15 protein-coding genes are annotated in these 17,798 nt (G+C 65.6%); 10 read left to right on the top strand and 5 right to left on the bottom strand.

Features of this window, described 5'->3' with window-relative positions; genetic code table 11:
* Positions 1–280: 280 nt before the first annotated feature.
* On the top strand, positions 281–493 hold the full coding sequence (locus tag BBTA_RS33845; RefSeq protein WP_041751066.1) for a hypothetical protein: 213 nt from the start codon (positions 281–283) through the stop codon (positions 491–493).
* Positions 494–935: 442 nt separating this feature from the next.
* Here BBTA_RS33845 and BBTA_RS33840 read toward each other — a convergent pair whose 3' ends face one another.
* The 3 genes from BBTA_RS33840 to BBTA_RS33830 form a co-directional block, all read right to left on the bottom strand.
* On the bottom strand, positions 936–2,093 hold the full coding sequence (locus tag BBTA_RS33840; RefSeq protein ID WP_083780733.1) for an IS481-like element ISBrsp4 family transposase: 1,158 nt from the start codon (positions 2,091–2,093) through the stop codon (positions 936–938).
* Positions 2,094–2,277: 184 nt separating this feature from the next.
* Complete coding sequence (locus tag BBTA_RS33835) at positions 2,278–4,302, bottom strand: YgiQ family radical SAM protein (RefSeq protein ID WP_012047024.1); 2,025 nt, start codon at positions 4,300–4,302, stop codon at positions 2,278–2,280.
* Between the two features lie 133 nt (positions 4,303–4,435).
* On the bottom strand, positions 4,436–5,149 hold the full coding sequence (locus BBTA_RS33830; protein WP_012047023.1) for a hypothetical protein: 714 nt from the start codon (positions 5,147–5,149) through the stop codon (positions 4,436–4,438).
* 128 nt (positions 5,150–5,277) lie between these two features.
* Between BBTA_RS33830 and BBTA_RS33825 the strand changes: the two genes are divergently transcribed.
* From BBTA_RS33825 to BBTA_RS33800, 5 genes are all read left to right on the top strand, one after another.
* The gene (locus BBTA_RS33825; protein WP_012047022.1) at positions 5,278–5,949 is read left to right on the top strand and encodes an HAD family phosphatase; all 672 of its coding nucleotides are present in this window, start codon (positions 5,278–5,280) and stop codon (positions 5,947–5,949) included.
* A gap of 178 nt (positions 5,950–6,127) precedes the next feature.
* The gene (locus BBTA_RS33820) at positions 6,128–8,107 is read left to right on the top strand and encodes an SPFH domain-containing protein (RefSeq protein ID WP_012047021.1); all 1,980 of its coding nucleotides are present in this window, start codon (positions 6,128–6,130) and stop codon (positions 8,105–8,107) included.
* 633 nt (positions 8,108–8,740) lie between these two features.
* Positions 8,741–9,595 (top strand): dienelactone hydrolase family protein, encoded by an 855-nt coding sequence (locus BBTA_RS33810; RefSeq protein WP_012047019.1) that lies wholly within the window; start codon positions 8,741–8,743, stop codon positions 9,593–9,595.
* A 218-nt stretch (positions 9,596–9,813) separates the two neighbouring features.
* Entirely contained in the window at positions 9,814–10,608 is a 795-nt protein-coding gene (locus BBTA_RS33805) for a hypothetical protein (RefSeq protein WP_012047018.1), read from the top strand.
* A 36-nt stretch (positions 10,609–10,644) separates the two neighbouring features.
* Positions 10,645–11,475, top strand: coding sequence for a type 1 glutamine amidotransferase (locus tag BBTA_RS33800; protein ID WP_012047017.1), 831 nt, complete (start codon positions 10,645–10,647; stop codon positions 11,473–11,475).
* Positions 11,476–11,485: 10 nt separating this feature from the next.
* Here the strand turns inward: BBTA_RS33800 and BBTA_RS33795 are convergent, their stop codons facing one another.
* Both BBTA_RS33795 and BBTA_RS33790 read right to left on the bottom strand, forming a co-directional pair.
* Positions 11,486–12,196, bottom strand: a complete 711-nt coding sequence (locus BBTA_RS33795; RefSeq protein WP_012047016.1) for an LrgB family protein — start codon at positions 12,194–12,196, stop codon at positions 11,486–11,488.
* Complete coding sequence (locus tag BBTA_RS33790) at positions 12,171–12,590, bottom strand: CidA/LrgA family protein (protein ID WP_012047015.1); 420 nt, start codon at positions 12,588–12,590, stop codon at positions 12,171–12,173. Before BBTA_RS33790 ends, BBTA_RS33795 begins: the two co-directional genes overlap by 26 nt.
* Before the next feature lie 105 nt (positions 12,591–12,695).
* On the opposite strand from BBTA_RS33790, the gene BBTA_RS33785 reads away from it, so the two are divergent.
* The 4 genes from BBTA_RS33785 to BBTA_RS33770 all read left to right on the top strand — a co-directional run bounded on the left by BBTA_RS33785 (position 12,696) and on the right by BBTA_RS33770 (position 17,795).
* Positions 12,696–13,577, top strand: coding sequence for a LysR family transcriptional regulator (locus BBTA_RS33785; protein ID WP_012047014.1), 882 nt, complete (start codon positions 12,696–12,698; stop codon positions 13,575–13,577).
* 341 nt (positions 13,578–13,918) lie between these two features.
* Positions 13,919–14,746 carry a class II glutamine amidotransferase gene (locus BBTA_RS33780; protein ID WP_012047013.1) on the top strand — a complete coding sequence of 276 codons (828 nt, stop codon included), beginning with the start codon at positions 13,919–13,921 and terminating at the stop codon, positions 14,744–14,746.
* Between the two features lie 24 nt (positions 14,747–14,770).
* Positions 14,771–16,543: an N-acetylglutaminylglutamine amidotransferase gene (locus BBTA_RS33775; RefSeq protein WP_041751063.1), complete on the top strand. Its 1,773-nt coding sequence runs from the start codon at positions 14,771–14,773 to the stop codon at positions 16,541–16,543.
* A gap of 19 nt (positions 16,544–16,562) precedes the next feature.
* Positions 16,563–17,795 carry a carboxylate-amine ligase gene (locus tag BBTA_RS33770; RefSeq protein ID WP_012047011.1) on the top strand — a complete coding sequence of 411 codons (1,233 nt, stop codon included), beginning with the start codon at positions 16,563–16,565 and terminating at the stop codon, positions 17,793–17,795.
* Positions 17,796–17,798: the final 3 nt, after the last annotated feature.

Below are 17,798 nucleotides of genomic sequence, written 5' to 3'. Positions count from 1 at the left end.
GAGACTTCGCGGGCGCAGGGACTACTTCTTGATCTTCACGCCCTTGATTGTGAAGCGTTGGGGTCGATGCGCTCCAACGGATCGCTCTCGATTGGACGGCCTTGCCGCGCTGCGGCCTCGCTCATTGGGCGTGCGATATCAGCGCCTCCGCCTGTCGCGGAGGCGCTGCTGGAATCTCGTCAGGCTGCGGCGCGCGCCGCCACGGCAGGAAAGTCGATCTCGGTCTGGGCAACGTTGTTGATGTAGTTGGTCCAGCTGTTGAGCGCAACGTGGAGCCCGCGTGCTATCCTATGAGGTCGCCGACGCGATCAGCGTCGGCCGGCTGCAACTGGCTTCGGAATCCTTCGAGCCGCCGCCCGCCCCGGTCAGCCTGGTCCATGCCGGCCAGGGCCTGCTGCCGCTCAAGCTGCGGGCCTTCCTCGCCTTCGCCGCTGCGCGCCTGAAGGCGCGGCTGGCGGCGTCAGGACTGAGCCGGGGCGATGGGGCGTCCTGATCCGCGATCGAATCGCGATAGAGGAGGTGCACGACGCACTGGCGTCTAGTTGCATGCAGCGTCACCTTAATTTTGCGGAGCGGCGTGGATGCGCCGCGCGCGGTGGTGCTCGTTGGGCGTGTGAGTTGGAGCGACAGTCCTACAAACTTGGTGTCGTCCCGGACTTGACCCGTGACCTATAGCCACCCTCGAATGTGTGAGGCGCGCACGTGGCTCAGAGAGGCGGTCCAATACGTCTCCCTCTGGTTATGGATCCCGGATCTTCGCGCGCTTTGCGCGCTCGTCCGGGATGACAACGGAGATTGAGGCTGCATTGTACGACAAGCTCGCTGTCATCGCCCGGCTTGACCGGGCGATCCAGTATTCCAGAGACAGTGGAGATGGAGCCGAGGCGCCGCGGGATACTGGATCACCCGCCTTCTGTTCAGCCCGGGGACATAGCTTACACCTGTTCGGGGACATAGTTGACACTTTTGGGGTCGCGCAAATCGATCGCTGCGATCTGATGCGCGGCAAAGAAAATTCCGAATTTTCCGTCCTGGCTGAGCGGGCGAATAGCGAGCCGCTCGCTGCGAAAGGCTTGCGGGACTTTCCAGAGCCGTCCCTCGAAACTGACATAGGCCTTGGTGCTCGACACCGAACGGACGATCTCACCCTCGTCGTATTCCACCGTCGGAAGGCGATCCGGCATCGTTCGCGGGCTGGGCCGGTAGCGGCTCGCCGGCACATCGAAGTCGAGAGCCTCGTGGGGCCGGTCGAGATTGTAGACGGCCCGCCATTCGTCGAGCGCCCGCTGGACGTCGTCAAGGTCCCTGTAGCGCTTGAAGGCAAAGACTTCGGCCTTCAGGCTGCGGTGGAAGCGTTCGTTCTTGCCGCGGCCCTGAGGATGATACGGCCGGCTGTGGATCGTTCGAATGCCGAGCTTCAGAAGCCAGACCGTCAGCGCGGTCCAGGGGTCTTCGAGAGTAAAGCCCCAGGGACCACCATTATCGACGAACATCGCATCCGGCAGTCCATAGCGGCGGAACGTCGTCTCCAGATGTCCTTTGACCGTAGAGCCGCGCTCGTTGTCACACGCCGCCAGGCACGCGGAGAAGCGCGAGTGGTCGTCCAGCGCAGTCAGCGGGTGACAGGACACGCCGTTCTCCAGCGCACTGTGCCCCTTGAAGTCCATCTGCCACAGCTGATTGGGCGCATCCTTCTCGAAACGCCTGTACGGCTGCCCCGGCGTGCCTGCAGGCTCGCTCACGCGATCGTAGCGGCGCAGGATGGTGTGCACGGTGGATATCGCCGGGACAGTTTGCCCGTCGCGCGCGAGACGACGTGCGAGCTTGCGCGCGCCCCAGGCCGGGTGGGCGTCGCGCAACGCGACGATCTGCTGCTCAGTCGCAGCCGCCGTGCGCTCCGGACTCCGATGCGGCCGCCGCGACCGGTCCGCCAGCGTCGTATCGCCGGCGTCATACCGCTGGATCCACTTGTAGCCGGTCTCGGCGCTGATGCCGAACTGACGGCACAGCTTCCGCCGGTTCACGCCCTCCTGCTTGGCAAGCATCACAAACTCTCGTCGCTGGTCCATGACAGACACCTCTCGCCACGGCATCGCTCGCCCCTTTGCTTGACGAATCGAGCCGATTTTGAGGTGTCAACCATGTCTCCGAACACCTGTCAGCCATGTCCCCGGGCTGAACACTTCGCGGGTGATGACAGATGAATGTGTGGCGGGATCTCCCAACTCACACGCTTGGACCCGGCGCAGTGCTCCGCTCAGTGGGCGACCGCGCCGACTACTTCCTGATCTTCACGCCCTTGGTCGTGAACCGCTGCGGCCGCTGCTCCGGGCGCACCGGCCGCCGCGTTGTGGCGGCCTTGCCCGTTCCGGGCGGCTGATGTGCCGGCACCAATTGATCAGGGCGCGAGCCGATCAGGTCGCTGCGGCCCATGGCGCGGAGCGCGTCGCGCAGCACCGGCCAGTTGTCCGGGTCGTGATAGCGCAGGAACGCCTTGTGCAGCCGGCGCTGCTTCAGGCCCTTGATCGCCTCGACCTTGTCGCTCGCCCCGCGGCGGACGCCGCGCAAGGGATTGAAGCCGGTGTGGTACATCGCGGTCGCGGTGGCCATCGGCGAGGGCAGGAAGGTCTGGACCTGATCGGCGCGGTAGCGGTTGCGCTTGAGCCACAGCGCGAGGTTCATCATGTCCTCGTCTGACGTGCCGGGATGGGCGGCGATGAAATACGGGATCAGATAGTACTTCTTGCCGGCCTCGCGCGCCGCGGCGTCGAACATCTCTTTGAAGCGGTCATAGGTGCCGATGCCCGGCTTCATCATCTTGTCGAGCGGGCCGCGCTCGGTATGTTCAGGGGCGATCTTCAGATAGCCGCCGACGTGATGCGTGACGAGCTCCTTGATGTAGGCGGGGCTCTCGACCGCCAGGTCATAGCGCACGCCCGAGGCGACCATCACGCGCTTGACGCCCTTGACCTCGCGCACCTTGCGATACAGCCGGATGAGATCGTCATGCGAGGTGTTGAGGTTCGGGCAGATCTCGGGGAACACGCAAGAGGGCCGGCGGCAGGCAGCCTCGACCTTCGGGTCCTTGCAGGCCATCCGGTACATGTTGGCGGTCGGGCCACCGATGTCGGAGATCACGCCGGTGAAGCCCGGCGTCTTGTCGCGGATGCGCTCGATCTCCTGCAGGATCGATTCTTCCGAGCGGCTCTGGATGATGCGGCCCTCGTGCTCGGTGATCGAGCAGAAGGTGCAGCCGCCGAAGCAGCCGCGCATGATCGTGACCGAGAACTTGATCATGTCCCAGGCCGGGATCTTGGCATCGCCATAGGACGGATGCGGCGCGCGGGCGTAGGGCAGATCGTAGACGCTGTCCATCTCCGCCATGGTCAGCGGGATCGGCGGCGGATTGAGCCAGAGGTCGCGGTCGCCATGGCGCTGCACCAGCGGGCGCGCATTGCCGGGATTGCTCTCCCGGTGCAGCACGCGCGAGGCCCGCGCATAGGCTTCCTTGTCCTGCTCGACCTGCTCGCAGGACGGCAGGCGGATGACGACGTCGCCCTTCTCGCGGGCCGCGCCTTCGTCGGCGGAATCGAGATCGTCGGCATGCAGCTCGACGAACCCCTCCGGCACTTTCCGGAACAAGGCGGTGCCGCGGACCGACTGGATGTCCTTCGGCGATTCCCCACCTGCGATGCGGTGCGCGACCTCGATCACGGCGCGCTCGGCATTGCCGTAGATCAGAATGTCGGCCTTGGCGTCGGCCAGCACCGAGCGGCGCACCTTGTCGGACCAGTAGTCATAATGCGCAATCCGGCGCAGCGAGGCCTCGATGCCGCCGAGCACGACCGGCACGTCCTTGAACGCCTCGCGGCAGCGCTGGGCGTAGACCAGCGTGCAGCGGTCGGGCCGCTTGCCGCCTTCGCCATTCGGCGTGTAGGCGTCGTCGCTGCGGATGCGGCGATCGGCGGTGTAGCGGTTGACCATCGAGTCCATGTTGCCGCCGGTGACGCCGAAGAACACGCGCGGCCGGCCGAGCGCCTTGAACGGCTCGGCGGAATGCCAGTCGGGCTGCGAGATGATGCCGACGCGAAAGCCCTGCGCCTCGAGCAGCCGGCCGATGATCGCCATGCCGAACGAGGGATGGTCGACATAGGCATCGCCCGTCACCAGCACGATGTCGCAGGCGTCCCAGCCGAGCGCGTCCATCTCCTGGCGGCTCATCGGCAGGAACGGCGCAGGCTTGAGGTCGGCGCGGTGGCGCGGCCAGGAACCCAAAGGCGGAGCGGTGAGGGGGATGTTCATCGCCCAGCCATAAGGCGGAGGGCCGGCGAGTTCAACCGCGTGCCGACCCGAGCGGGGGCGGCCGAGGATCAAATTGTCCGGAATGGTTCCTGGAAGATGTCGCGGGGCGTCCAGGCCGGCGCGGAACGCGGGCTCAGTTGAGCCCTTCCTGGGCGGTCGCCCGCCGTTTCATCCAGCCATGGCCGAAAAAGGCCAGCAGCGCCACGGCGGCGAGCATGATCCAGATCGAGGGCATTTTCGAGCGGGTGCCGCCGCTGGATTCGCCCACCGTGATCGAGTCCTGGGCCCTGCCCGGCTCGGTCATCGACACCAGCCGCATGTCGACCACTTCGGTCGCGCGGCGCATGTCGGCCAAGGCGGAGGGCATGGTCGGGGTCGAGTCGGCCGCAAACAGCGGGCCGGTCGGCGCGCCGCCGGGATCGTCGGCGGCGACCTCGGTCTTCGGCGGCTCCATCGCCGACTGGGCGGCGTGGCTGCCAGCGGGCAGCTGGGCGAACGAGTTCAGGTTGGCCGGCCGGTGCGTCTTCGGCGGATGCTGCGGCATTCGCTCCTGCCGCTCCACCTTGTCGGCGCTCGCCGTCTTCTTGCGGGGAACGTGCTGCGGCACGGCGACCCGCACTTGCGGCCGCGCATAAGAGGGGTTGGTGATGGCCAGCATGCGGTTGGACCAGGACATATAGGCCTTGCAGAGATCGCTGCAGTACTGCTCGTTGACGGTCTCGCTGCTGGCCGACGCAGCTTGCGCCGGACCGCTTGTGAGAAGGGCAATTGTCGAGACCACGGCTGCGACGCCGCCGAGCCTCACGAAGGACTTTGAATGAGACGTCGCGCTGAAATGGTTGATCATCAATTTCCCCCGTCGCGGTTTCACGCCGTTTGGGAGATAACGACAGTCGCTATGGTCGATAGTTGGATCAGATCGCGTCAACTTCCGGATCAGATGCGGTCAAATTTTCGGATTCGAGGAGCTTCTCCATGCGACAGCGAGCGCTGTTGTTCGATATCGACGGCACGCTGGCCGACACCGATGCGCTGCACATCCAGGCCTTCAATGCCGTCTTTGGGCGATATGGCCACATCTTCGACCGGGCGCGGGCCGCGCGGGAGCTGCTGGGGCGCTCGAATGCGTCGATCGGCGCCGAGTTTCTGCCGGACGAGCCGCCGGAGCGGCGTGCCGAAATCATGGCGCAGAAGGAGGCGGTGTTTCGCAGCCTCGCCGCCGGCGAGGTGCAGCCATTGCCGGGCCTGATGACGCTGCTCGATCATGCCGAGGCGGCGGCGATCCCCGTGGTCGCCGTCACCAACGCGCCGCGCGCCAATGCCGAAATGATCCTGCACGGGCTCGGGATTGCGGCTCGGTTTCGCGCCGTCATCATCGGCGACGAGCTGCCGCACGGCAAGCCGCACCCGCTGCCCTATCTCGAGGGGATGCGCGCGGTCGGGGCCGCACCCGATCGCTCGCTCGCCTTCGAGGATTCCCGGGCCGGCATCACCGCGGCGAATGCCGCGGGCCTCGTCACGGTCGGCATGCGCAGCAATCTCGGCCATGACGATCTGATCGCCGCCGGCGCTGCGCTCACGGCGGCGGCCTTCGACGAGCCGGAGGTGCTGGCGCTGGTGACGATGCGGCTCGGCGCAGGCGCTTGAGTCGCCCGATCGTGGTGCAGGTTCAAACCGAGCAGGCGAAATAATTCGGCGACGATGGTCTTTGAAATGTCCAGGGGATGCCTAGCTCCTCGCCCGCCGACATCGAACGGCATGATCGCGCGAGGTGACAGCGCGGCGGCAGGAGCCGCCCCGGCCGCGCGCGACTTGGAGATCCCTCATGGACATCACCACTCTGATCCAGCCGGCCCTCGCGGCCGGGGCGATCATTGCGCTGCTTGCGTTGCTGAAGCTTTCCAACGTCATCCGCTACATTCCGAACAACCAAGTCGGGATTGTCGAGAAACTATGGACGCCGCGCGGCTCCGTGGCTGACGGGTTCATTGCGCTGAACGGCGAGGCTGGCTTCGAGCCGGAAGTGTTGCGCGGCGGCCTGCACCTGTTCTTCCCCTTCATGTACCGCATCCATCGCTCCGACCTCGTCACCGTGGGCCAGGGCAAGATCGCCTATGTCTTTGCCCGTGACGGCGCGCCGCTCGGCGCCTCGCAGGTGCTGGGCGCCAACGACAGCGATGACAAGAGCGATTTCCAGGACGCGCGTCGCTTCCTGCGCGCCGGCGGCCAGAAGGGCCCGCAGCGCAAGATCCTGCGCGAGGGCACCTATGCGATCAACACCACGCAGTTCGCCATCATCACCGACGAGCGCGTCTACGGCCATGCCTTGAGCGAGCAGGAGCGTGTCGTGCTCGACGCGATGCAACTGACGATCGCCGAGCGCTGGGGCTTCACACCCGTCATCCTGGCGGCTGATCATGACCTCGTCGGCATCGTCACCGTGCATGACGGTCCGTCGCTGCCGCCCGGCGAGATCATCGCGCCGGAGGTCGGTACCGACCTGCATGACGACGGCACCTTTCACAACAACTTCCAGGAGCCGGAGAAATTTCTCGCCGCCGGCGGGCATCGCGGCCGCCAGCTGCAGGTCATCGTCGAGGGCACCTGGTACATCAACCGGCTGTTTGCCACCGTGGAGAATGTGCCGAAGACCATCATCCCGGTCGGCAATGTCGGCGTCGTGATCTTCTACACCGGCCCGCGCACGGCTGACGTGTCGGGCGAGCAGTATCGCCATGGCGAGCTGGTCGGCAATGGCGGCCGCGGCGTCTGGAAGGATCCGCTGCTGCCGGGCAAATATGCGTTCAACACCTATGCCGGCAAGATCGAGATCGTTCCGACCGTCAACTTCATCCTGAAATGGGTGCGCGGCGAGGTCGGCGCGATGAAGCTCGATGAAAATCTGTCGGAGATCTCGCTGATCACCAAGGACGCGTTCGAGCCGACCTTGCCGCTCTCGGTCGTGATGCACATCGACTACAAGAAGGCGCCGATGATCATTCAACGCTTCGGCGACGTGAAGAAGCTGGTCGAACAGACGCTCGATCCGATGGTCAGCGCGTTCTTCAAGAACGTCGCGCAGAAGATGACCCTGATCGAATTGCTGCAGAACCGCGCCGCGATCCAGGAGGAGTCGGCGGCCGAGATGAAGGTGAAGTTCGAAGGCTATTCGCTCGAGCTGCAGGAGGTCTTGATCGGCACGCCGCGCGCGGCACCAGGCGATCAGACGATCGAGAACATCCTGATCCAGCTGCGTATGCGCCAGGTCGCACGCGAGCAGGTCGAGACCTTCCAGGAACAGGAGAAGGCCGCGATCCAGGAGCGCACCTTGAACGAAGCGAAGGCGACCGCGGCAGCCCAGGCCGCGCTGACCCAGTCGCTGATCCAGATCCGCGTCAACGAGAACGAGGGCGCGGCCGCGCTGGCCCGTGCGCAAAAGGATGCCGAGACACGCAAGGTCACGGCAGCTGCCGTCGGCGAACAATCGCGACTGGAAGGCCAGGGCGAGGCCGATCGCGCGCTGGCGGTCGGCGCGGCCAGCGCGCAGGCGACCAAGCTCGCGGTCGATGCCTATGGCGGGCCGGAGTTCCGGCTGGCCGAGCAGAACTTCGCCAAGTTCGCCGAGGCGCTGACCCGGATCAACCAGCCGCTGGTGCCGCAATTCCTGATGTCGGGCGGGCCGGGACAGGAGAGCGGCAGTTCGGGGCTGATCCCGACGGCGATGCTAAGCTCGATGTTCGGCCGCATGATGCCGGAGGCGCTGGAGCAATTGAAGCGCGAGGCACCGCGCGCCGCGCGTCAGTAGCAGGGAACAGGGTGGGACGGCGAGCTGACATGTCGCTGACATCGGACAACAGCTTGCCGTCACCGCCCGTGCGCCATGGTCGGATCGAAGGCGGCCGATGCATCGGCTGCCATGAGATCAAGGTGAGACGTATGCGCAAATTGCTGATCGTGACCGGTCCGTCGGAGGAACCGTTTCGAGTGATGCTGCCAACCGATGACGGCCCATCGGCGGCCAGCCCGCGCGGCCGCCGGGTGCGCACTGGACGTCCAGCCGGGCGCGCGGACCGCTTGCAGCGCTCGCCGCGGCGGTTGCGCTGGGCGTATCCCTCACGGGCCATTGCGGCGGTGCTCAGGAGCCTGAGGACGATGCTGCAGGCGCTGCTGCCGACAGAGAGCCAGGACGTTGCCGACAGTCATTCGGTGAGGCGAGAGGCCGCGGGCGAGCCGCGGCTGCGTCTGGTTCGCGATTGCGGCTCGTCTCTTGCGTCGGCGGCACGTCCGAGCGCCTGCGCTGACATCGTTCGGGACCTGCCGACGCAGCGCCGTCGCGCGTATTACCGTCGCAGTTCGCGTGTGAGATGAAGCGCACCGCGCTGGATTCCGGAGGCCGTTTGGATCATGCTGGCGCTGCAACTCGCGAGGGCTGTGTGCCATGCAAGGGTCGAAATGGATCGTCGCGTGTCTGCTGACTGTCGTGTCGCTGATCCAAGGCGCGGCGGCCCAGACGGCCGATCAGCACGTCACCTTCGACACTGCGCCTTATGTTCTTGACCAAATCCAGCGGCGTCTCGCGCTCGAGCGCGGCGAGATGGTTGTGGCGACCGGCCAGACGATCGACGGCTATCTGTCCAAGCCGGAGGGGGACGGCCCGTTCGCAGCGATCGTCTATCTGCACGGCTGCGCCGGGCTCGGTGATCGCGCCCGTCAGTACTTCTCGCGTTTGTTGACGGGGTGGGGCTATGTCGTGCTGGCCGTCGACAGCTTCCGGCCGCGCGGACTTGCGCAGGCCTGCGACCGCCCGATGCCGGATCGCAATGCCGATGCCTGGGGCGCGCTCACGTATCTCGCGTCGCTTCCGTTCGTCGACCGCTCGCGCATCGGCCTGGTCGGCTCATCCCAAGGCGGCATCGTCACGCTACGGCTCGTTTCCAAGCATGACGTCAAGATCTACGAGCTGCCCGATGATCTGACTTTCAAGGTTGCGGTCGCCTACTATCCGCGGTGCAGCTCCGCGGGGCGTTGGCTCGTAGTGCCGACGCTCATCCTGATCGGCGACAAGGATGACTGGACACCCGCGGCGAATTGCGAGCAGTGGCTGTCGCTGCAACCGGACCAGGGCGCTCCTGTCAGGCTCGAGGTCTATCCCGGCGCCTATCACGCCTTCGATTTTCCCTGGCTGGCATCGGGCCGGTCCAATTTCGGGCACTGGCTGCAATATGACGCCGATGCCGCCGGCCGCTCGGTCGCAGAGATGCACGATTTTCTCTCGACGCATTTGAGCAGATGATTGTCAACGATGTACTCATCGCGTGAGGCTGGATCCCTGTGACCTGCTGCACATGGCAGGCGGGCCTGCATGGGGAGCCCGCGTTGGCGTCATCTTGTGCCGGCTGCCATGCCGTGGGATTGAGGGGCCTTCCGGCGCTGAATTCGTCGGAGCGCGCTCAACGCACGAGGTCTGGACTGATCATGTTCTCTTGCCGCTCTCTGCTCGCTGGGGTCGCGATGCTGCTCTCTGCCGCGTCTTTCGCGGCCGACGCGCCGGGCACGATCAAGGGCACGGTGCTGGAGCCCTCGCCGGAGAATCTCGCGCTGACCTGGACCAAGGCCAATCTCGTCCTGCCGGCTTCGCTCGCGGGCGGGCGGCGCTGGGAAGGCCGTGCCGAGGATGCGCCCGACGTGATCGGCATCGTGCCACTGGTGGTCGTGATGCACGGCTCCAGCGGCGTGGCGCCGGCGATCAAGGAGTTTCAGACCTGGCTGGCCGACGAACTCGGCGCCGCCTCGGTCGCTCCCGACAGCCTCGCGATCCCGGACCGGCTGACCTATACCTCGCCGGTCGATGTCGACACCTATGAGCGTGTCCATACCTTGCGGCTGGCCGAGCTGGAGAACGCGTTGAAGGCGTCGCGCGACTGGAGCTGGGTCGACCGGCAGCGGACCCTGCTGGCCGGCAGCAGCGAGGGCGCGGTGGCGGTTGGCCGCTACGCCGGCAAGGACGTCGCTGCCCGGCTGATCTATTCGTGGTCCTGTGAGGACAACTACTTCGTCACCGCGCCCCGGCTCGGCATCGGGCCGAAGGAGCCGGTGCTGAATGCGATCTCGGCGCGCGATCCTTATTTCTCGGGTGCCAATCCCTGGAACAAGGACCGCGCCGTCACCGGCTCCTGCGCGGCGGCGCTGAAGGATGATCCGAAGGCAGAGGTGATGGTGCTGGATGCTGACGTGCATACGATCCTGAACCGGCCGGAGGTGCGCGAGCGGACGGCGCAATTCCTGCGCGGTGTCTTGAATCCTTGAGGCGGCCGCATCCATGAACGTTCGGAGAGCGAAAACGTGCTGAGATTGCTCGTCCTCGAAGGCAACTCACTTGCCGGCCGGCGCCGCTGGGCGGAGATCGCGGGGCATACGCCATCTGAGAGCTATGCCGATGTGCTTCGCGCGCTGGCGCCGGAGGCGGTGGTCGACATCGCCACGCCAGCCGACGCCGATGCGCAGTTGCCGCAGCCGATCGATGCCTATCAGGGCATCGTCATCACCGGTTCCGCGCTCAACATCTATCAGCGCGAGCCGGAAGCGCTGCGGCAGATCGAGCTGGTGCGCAAGATCTTCGCCCAGGGCGTGCCGATGTTCGGCTCATGCTGGGGCCTGCAGCTCGCCACGGTGGCGGCCGGCGGCGAGGTGTCGCTCAATCCTGCCGGCCGCGAGGTCGGTTTCGCGCGCAAGATCGCGCTGACGGAGGCGGGCCGCGCTCATCGCCTGCATGCTGCGCGCGGCAGCGTGTTCGATGCGCCGGCCATCCACAGCGATATCGTGACCCGGCTGCCGCCGGATGCGACCGTGACGGCGCGCAACGGCATGAGCGAGGTGCAGGCCGCAGAGATCAGATACGGGCGCGGTCGCTTCTGGGGCGTGCAGTATCATCCCGAGTTCAGCTTCCAGGACGTTGCCTGTGTGATCAGCCGTATCGGACAGCCGCTGGTCGATGAAGGCTTCTTCGCCGATCTGGCCGAGCTGGAGCGTTACGCGGCAGATCTCGCGACGCTACATCGCGACCGCGGTAGGCGGGATGTTCTGTGGCGGCTCGGGCTCGATCAGGACGTGGCCGACGATGCGCTGCGCCAAGCCGAGATCAGCAACTGGCTGGCCTCACTCGATCGGCGCTGAGTTCGCTGGCTCACTTCATGAACTGGATGATGAGCGGCGCCAGCGCCACGTTCATGAGCCCGACCAGCACCATCACGAGGCCCGCGATGGCGCCTTCCTCGCGTCCGATCTGGTGTGCGCGCGCTGTTCCCGCGCCATGCGCGCCCACGCCGAACAGCGCGCCCTTGGCGAGCGTCGAGCGAAGCGGCAGCCGTGCCAGCACGATGTCGCCGACAGCGGCGCCGATGATGCCGGTGAGCACGACGAACACTGCGGTCAGGTCAGGAATGCCGCCGATCTCGCCGGAGACTTCCATCGCGAACGGCGTGCTCATCGAGCGCGGCAGCAGGCTCAGCCGCAGCTCGCCGTCGATGCCGAGCACATAGGCCAATGCCCAGCTGGTCGCGACGGCGGTGAGGCTGCCGGCAACCATGCCGGCGAGCAGCAGCGGCCAGCGGCGGCGAATCAGCGCCCGCTGCTCATAGATCGGCACGGCAAAGGCGACGGTCGCTGGGCCCAGCAGCGCAACCAGCCAATGCGTGCCGCGGATGTAGTCACGATAGGAGACGTTGAGCGCGAGCGCCGCGATCATCAGCAGCGCCGGCGCGACAGCGAGCGGCATCAGCCACCAGCGCGGCCAGCGCCGGTGCACCCGCTTGGCCAGCAGGTACAGCAGGATCGTCGCCAGCGACCAGACCGCAGCCTGGACAAGCGGTTCACGCCACAGCGCTGCCAGCGTCATGATGCTCGGTCCAACGATAGCAGAGATCCACGGTGAGAGCGGTCACGCACATCACGGCGGTGGTGCTCACGACGATGACGGCAAAGATCTTCAAGCCGAGCAGCCCGAACAGCTCGCGATGATCGAGCAGCGCCAGCACCGCCGGCACGAAGAACAGCAGCATCTCGGCCAGCATCCAGTTGGCGCCCCGCTTCATGCTGGCCACCTTGAGCCCGCCTGCGAGGAACAGCGCGAGCGCCAGGGCCATGCCAATGATACCACCGGGCAGCGGCAGGCCAGTGGCCCGCGAGACCGCCTCGCCAGCGGCCCAGAACACGCCGAGCAGGCCAAGCTGCGCCAGCTGGTTGCGGCGGAGGAGGCGGTGCGCCTGAAGAAGAATGCTGCGTTGCGTCATGATGGGGGGTCCGAAGTCAGCCGTCGCAGAAGAGGATATGTCGCAATGCAGCATGTACAAAATGAATTGGTTGACTAATCTTCAGTCGAATTTGGAATGCTGAGGATGGAACTCAGGACGCTCAGGGCCTTCGTCGAGGTCGTCCGCCAAGGCGGTTTCTCGCAGGCCGCCAAGGTGGTCTTCGCGACCCAGTCGACCGTCAGCAAGGCGGTCAAGCAGCTTGAGGACGAACTCGGTCTGCCCCTGCTGGACCGGCTCGGCCATAAGAGCCGCATGACCGCGGCCGGGGAGATCGTCTATCGCCGCGCGATCCGGCTGCTTGCCGAACGAGACGACCTGCAGGCGGAGCTTGAGGAACTCAAGGGATTGAAGCGGGGCGTGCTGCGGCTCGGCCTGCCGCCGATCGGCTCCAGCACACTGTTCGCGCCGCTGTTTGCGCTGTATCGCCAGCTTTATCCCGATATCGAGATCCGGCTGGTCGAGCACGGCAGCGACCGCCTCAGCGAGTTGCTCGCCGCCGGTGAAATCGACTTCGCAGGCCTGCTGCCGCCGATCGCCGATGAGTTCGCGGCCCAGGTGGTACGCCGAGAGCCGCTGATGGCCCTGGTCTCGGTCGATCATCCGCTGGCACAGCGTGACGCCGTGACGTTGGCCGATTTGCGCGAGACTCCGTTCGTGCTGTTCGAAGCCGGCTTCGCGCTCAACCGGATCATCCGCGAGGCCTGTCGCCGCAACGGCTTCGAGCCAGTGGTGGCGGCGCGCAGCACCCAGATCGACTTCATCGCCGAGCTTGCCGGCGCTGGACTCGGCATCGCCTTCCTGCCGCGCATGATTGCGACCCAGCGCACGCAGGTGCCGATCAGTCTCGTCCTGCTCGACGAGCCGGGTACGGAATGGACCCTGTCGATGGCTTGGCGCCGCGGCGCCTATCTGTCGCCCGCGGCCGCGGCTTGGCTCAGACTGGTCCGCGAACGCGGCGAGGCGTGAGCGACAGCGCGACGATGTCGCGCGTTGTTTGCGGTGGAACGTGGGGCGAGACATTGGTTATCGCGCCCGGTGCCCGGCTAGGGCCCGCGACGGCAGACTGGGACGTGGCGCATAGCGCACGGCTGATACTGACGATCAGCGTTCCGCGCGGCGTGGAACCGGGCCGTCCCGCAAGGCGTTTCCGCCAGCCCCACAATCAGCAGGAGACGCCAGCAGTGAGCAAATCCCCGCTTTCCACCTGCGAACACAGCCCGGATCAAGACGTTCGTCCGGCGTGATCAGCCAATCGCATGCCGCCATGACGGCCGGTTCGACGCCCCCCTCCGCATTGGAGCATCACGATGTGCCGCTGGATCGCCTATCGCGGAGAAACAACCGCCTTCGAGCATTATGTGACGGAGCCCGAGCATTCGCTGGTTACGCAGAGCATCCGTGCGCTCGAATCGACCGCAGGCACCAATGGCGATGGCTTTGGCCTCGGCTGGTACGGCGATCATCCGGAGCCAGGTCTCTATCGCGAGACCCGGCCGGCATGGTCGGACGAGAACCTGCGTTATCTGTGCCGGCATCTGCACTCGCACCTTTTCTTCGCGCATGTGCGCGCCGCGACAGGCACGGCGGTGACACGGCAGAATTGCCACCCATTCGCCTGTGGCCGGTGGCTGTTCATGCACAATGGCTTTGTCGGCAGCTGGAACAGGCTGCGCCGCAAGGTGGAGGCGATGATTCCCGATGCGCTGTATCCGTCGCGCCTCGGCACCACGGATTCCGAGGCGGTCTTCCTCGCGATCGTCGGCGCCGGCATCGATCAGGACCCGATCGGCGCGACGCGCAAGGTGCTCGGGTCACTTTGTCAGCTCGTCAACCAGGACGGGCTTCGCGAGCACCTGCGCTTCACGTCGGCTTTGTCGAATGGCCACGATCTCTACGCGTTCCGATTCGCCGCGAATGATCGCGCCAATTCGCTCTACTATCGCGAGGACGGCGACCAAGTGATCGCGGTGTCGGAGCCCTATGACAGGGAGCCGGACTGGATCGAGGTGCCCCCCGATCATGTGCTGGTGGCGCGCGCGTCCTGCGCTGCCGAGATCGTTCCGCTATTTGCCGCAGGCACTGCTGGTCTTGATGCGGAACGCAAGCGATCACAGAGGGTTGTCGGAGACCTATAGAACAATGGAGTTGGATGTCCTGCGATGTGCGGCATTTGTGGTGAAGTCAGATATTCCTCCCCGCCGTTGCTGCACGCGCTGAGCCGCATGAACGATGCGATGCAGGCGCGGGGTCCCGATGCAGCTGGGCTCTACGTGCAAGGCGGGGTTGCCCTCGGCCATCGCCGGCTCAGCATCCTCGATCTGTCCGCTGCCGCCCAGCAGCCGATGATCGATGCGGCGTTCGGGCTCGGCATTGTCTTCAACGGCTGCATCTACAACTTCCGTGAACTCCGGACCGAACTCCAGGCCAAGGGCTATCGTTTCTTCTCGGACGGCGACACCGAGGTCATCCTCAAGTCCTATCATGCGTGGGGCAAGGGTTGTGTGCAGCGCTTCAAGGGCATGTTCGCCTTCGCGCTATGGGAACGTGACAGCGGCCGCGTGGTGCTGGCACGCGACCGGCTCGGCATCAAGCCGCTGTATTATGCCGAGGGCGCGGGCTTCTTCCGCTTCGCCTCGTCGATGCCCGCACTGCTCGCAGCTGGTGATGTCGATACATCCCTGGACCCTACGGCGCTGCATCACTTCTTCAGCTTTCACGCTGCGGTCCCGGCGCCGCGGACGATCCTCAACGGCGTGAAGAAGCTTGCGCCCGCGACGTTGCTCACGATCGATCCCGACGGAACGCAGCATCGCGAGCGTTATTGGAGTTTCAATGTGGGCGAGCAGCGCCCGACCGATCGGGCGATGAGTCAGGAGGAATGGTCGGATGCGTTGCTCGATGAGATGACCGTGGCGGTCGACCGCCGTCGCGTCGCCGACGTGCCGGTGGGCGTGCTGCTGTCCGGCGGCCTCGATTCATCCCTGCTGGTCGCCCTGCTGTCCAAGCTGGGACACCAAGATATCCGCACTTTCTCGATTGGCTTCGATGCGGTGGACGAGCATAGCGGTGACGAGTTCCGCTACTCGGACATCATCGCGCGAACCTTCGGCACCGATCACGAGCAGATCAGGATCGGCGGGGATCGCGCGCTCGAGGCGTTGCCGAATGCCATCGCAGCGATGTCGGAGCCGATGGTCAGCCATGACAGTGTCGCCTTCTATCTGCTGTCGTCGGAAGTGGCGAAGCGCGTCAAGGTGGTCCAGAGCGGGCAGGGCGCCGACGAGGTGTTCGGCGGTTACAGCTGGTATCCCGGATTCCTCGCGGCGAATGACGCCGTCCATCAGTATCAGAACGCCTATTTCGACTGGCAGCATGGTGATCTGCGGCGCTTGCTCGCTCCGGATCTCCTCGGCGACGATGTGAGCCTTGAGCTCGTCGAGCGCTTCTTTGCAGATCATGCCGGCGTCTCTGCGGTCGACAAGGTGCTGCAGATCGACACCGAAATCATGATGGTGGACGACCCTGTGAAACGGGTCGACAACATGACCATGGCGTTCGGGCTCGAAGCCCGCGTACCGTTCCTCGATCACGAGGTCGTCGAGCTCGCCGCGCGCATGCCAGCCGAGCTGAAGGTGACGCATGGCGGCAAGCATATCCTGAAAGAGGCGGCACGCCGTTGCGTGCCGGCGGAGGTGATCGACCGTCCCAAGGGCTACTTCCCGGTGCCGTCCTTGCGTTATCTGCGCGGGCCGTTTCTCGCTTATGTGCGGGACGTGCTGAGCGATGAGAAGGCGCGCAGCCGCGGGCTCTACCAGCGCGATTTCATCGATCACATGCTGCAAAACCCTGAAGCCGAAATGAGCCCGAAAGGGCATTCGCGGCTGTGGCAGGCGGGCCTGCTCGAAGCCTGGCTGCAAACCCACGGCCTCTGAGTCTGACAGGATCGATCACATGGGATTGGACCCGAGAATACTCGAACGGCTCAGGTTGGGCCTGAGCGACGACGAACGGCGCCTGGTGATCCGCTCGGCTACCGGCGGCGAGGACGTCACCGAATATTCCTTCGGCATCGAGGAGGAGTACTTCCTGGCGGATGCGAGGACGCTGGACGTCGCGATCCGCACGCCGGATGACCTGTTCGAGGCGGCGAACTGGTCGACTGGCGGACAGGCGATGCGCGAGATGCTGCAGGCGCAGATCGAGGTCGCGACCAATGTGCATGTCGATTCGCGGGACGCCCGCGAGGAGCTGAAATTCCTGCGCCGTGAGGTCGCCAGCGTGGCCGGCCAATATGGGCTCACGATTCTGGCCTGTTCGACGCATCCCACCGCCATGTGGCGCAGCTCGCAGCCGACCCCGAGACCACGCTACGCGGAGATGATGGAGGATCTCCGCATCGTCGGCCAGCGCAACATGCTGTGCGGGATGCATGTGCATGTCCAGTTGCCGGATAGCGAGCGTCGCTTCGCGGTGATGCGCGCGATGATTCCCTATATCCCGGTGTTCATCGCTCTGTCGGCATCCTCGCCGTTCTGGAATTCACGCGAGACCGGGCTGAAGGGCTATCGGCTTGCGGCCTATGACGAGCTGCCGCGCACCGGCCTGCCGGAGCTGTTCACCTCGAAGCCGGAGTACGACCGCTATGTTGCGGCGCTGACACGGTCGGGTGTGATGCCGGACGAAAGCCATGTCTGGTGGGCGATGCGGCCGTCGCTGCGGCACCCGACCCTGGAATTGCGCGCTCCCGACGTCTGCACGTCGGTCGACGACGCCGTGGCGGTCGCGTCGCTGTATCGGGCCTTGGCGCGCCATCTTTATCTCCATCCGGACCTCGCCGATGCCGTGGGCAATGTCGAGCGCGCGATCGCGGTCGAGAACAAATGGCGGGCGCAGCGCTACGGCACCGACTGCCTGTTCGTCGCCGAGGAGGGGCCCGTTACCGGGCAGGAGATCCTGAACCGGATGATCGCCGACATCGCGCCGCATGCGGAGGCGCTCGACTGCCTCGCCGAGGTCGAACGTTGCCGCACCATCATGCAGTTCGGCAGCTCCGCTGACTATCAACTGCAGGCCTATCGCGAGTCCGGTGGCGAATTGTCGGCAGTCCTGCGCTGGATCGAAGTGGCAACCGTGTCGCGCTCCGATCCCCCGCGCACACACGCGCCGGTCGAACCGGCGCAGTGACGC

Source organism: Bradyrhizobium sp. BTAi1 (assembly GCF_000015165.1).
GTDB lineage: Bacteria > Pseudomonadota > Alphaproteobacteria > Rhizobiales > Xanthobacteraceae > Bradyrhizobium > Bradyrhizobium denitrificans.
Note: the sequence above shows the minus strand (reverse complement) of the source record. Positions and strands in the feature narration are given on the sequence as shown.

Bases quoted from the DNA above. Each gene is read 5' to 3' on its own strand.
- BBTA_RS33840 (WP_083780733.1), bottom strand. From the start codon at position 2,093: ATGCCGTGGCGAGAGGTGTCTGTCATGGACCAGCGACGAGAGTTTGTG.
- BBTA_RS33835 (WP_012047024.1), bottom strand. From the start codon at position 4,302: ATGAACATCCCCCTCACCGCTCCGCCTTTGGGTTCCTGGCCGCGCCAC.
- BBTA_RS33830 (WP_012047023.1), bottom strand. From the start codon at position 5,149: ATGATCAACCATTTCAGCGCGACGTCTCATTCAAAGTCCTTCGTGAGG.
- BBTA_RS33825 (WP_012047022.1), top strand. From the start codon at position 5,278: ATGCGACAGCGAGCGCTGTTGTTCGATATCGACGGCACGCTGGCCGAC.
- BBTA_RS33820 (WP_012047021.1), top strand. From the start codon at position 6,128: ATGGACATCACCACTCTGATCCAGCCGGCCCTCGCGGCCGGGGCGATC.
- BBTA_RS33810 (WP_012047019.1), top strand. From the start codon at position 8,741: ATGCAAGGGTCGAAATGGATCGTCGCGTGTCTGCTGACTGTCGTGTCG.
- BBTA_RS33805 (WP_012047018.1), top strand. From the start codon at position 9,814: ATGCTGCTCTCTGCCGCGTCTTTCGCGGCCGACGCGCCGGGCACGATC.
- BBTA_RS33795 (WP_012047016.1), bottom strand. From the start codon at position 12,196: ATGACGCTGGCAGCGCTGTGGCGTGAACCGCTTGTCCAGGCTGCGGTC.
- BBTA_RS33790 (WP_012047015.1), bottom strand. From the start codon at position 12,590: ATGACGCAACGCAGCATTCTTCTTCAGGCGCACCGCCTCCTCCGCCGC.
- BBTA_RS33785 (WP_012047014.1), top strand. From the start codon at position 12,696: ATGGAACTCAGGACGCTCAGGGCCTTCGTCGAGGTCGTCCGCCAAGGC.
- BBTA_RS33780 (WP_012047013.1), top strand. From the start codon at position 13,919: ATGTGCCGCTGGATCGCCTATCGCGGAGAAACAACCGCCTTCGAGCAT.
- BBTA_RS33775 (WP_041751063.1), top strand. From the start codon at position 14,771: ATGTGCGGCATTTGTGGTGAAGTCAGATATTCCTCCCCGCCGTTGCTG.
- BBTA_RS33770 (WP_012047011.1), top strand. From the start codon at position 16,563: ATGGGATTGGACCCGAGAATACTCGAACGGCTCAGGTTGGGCCTGAGC.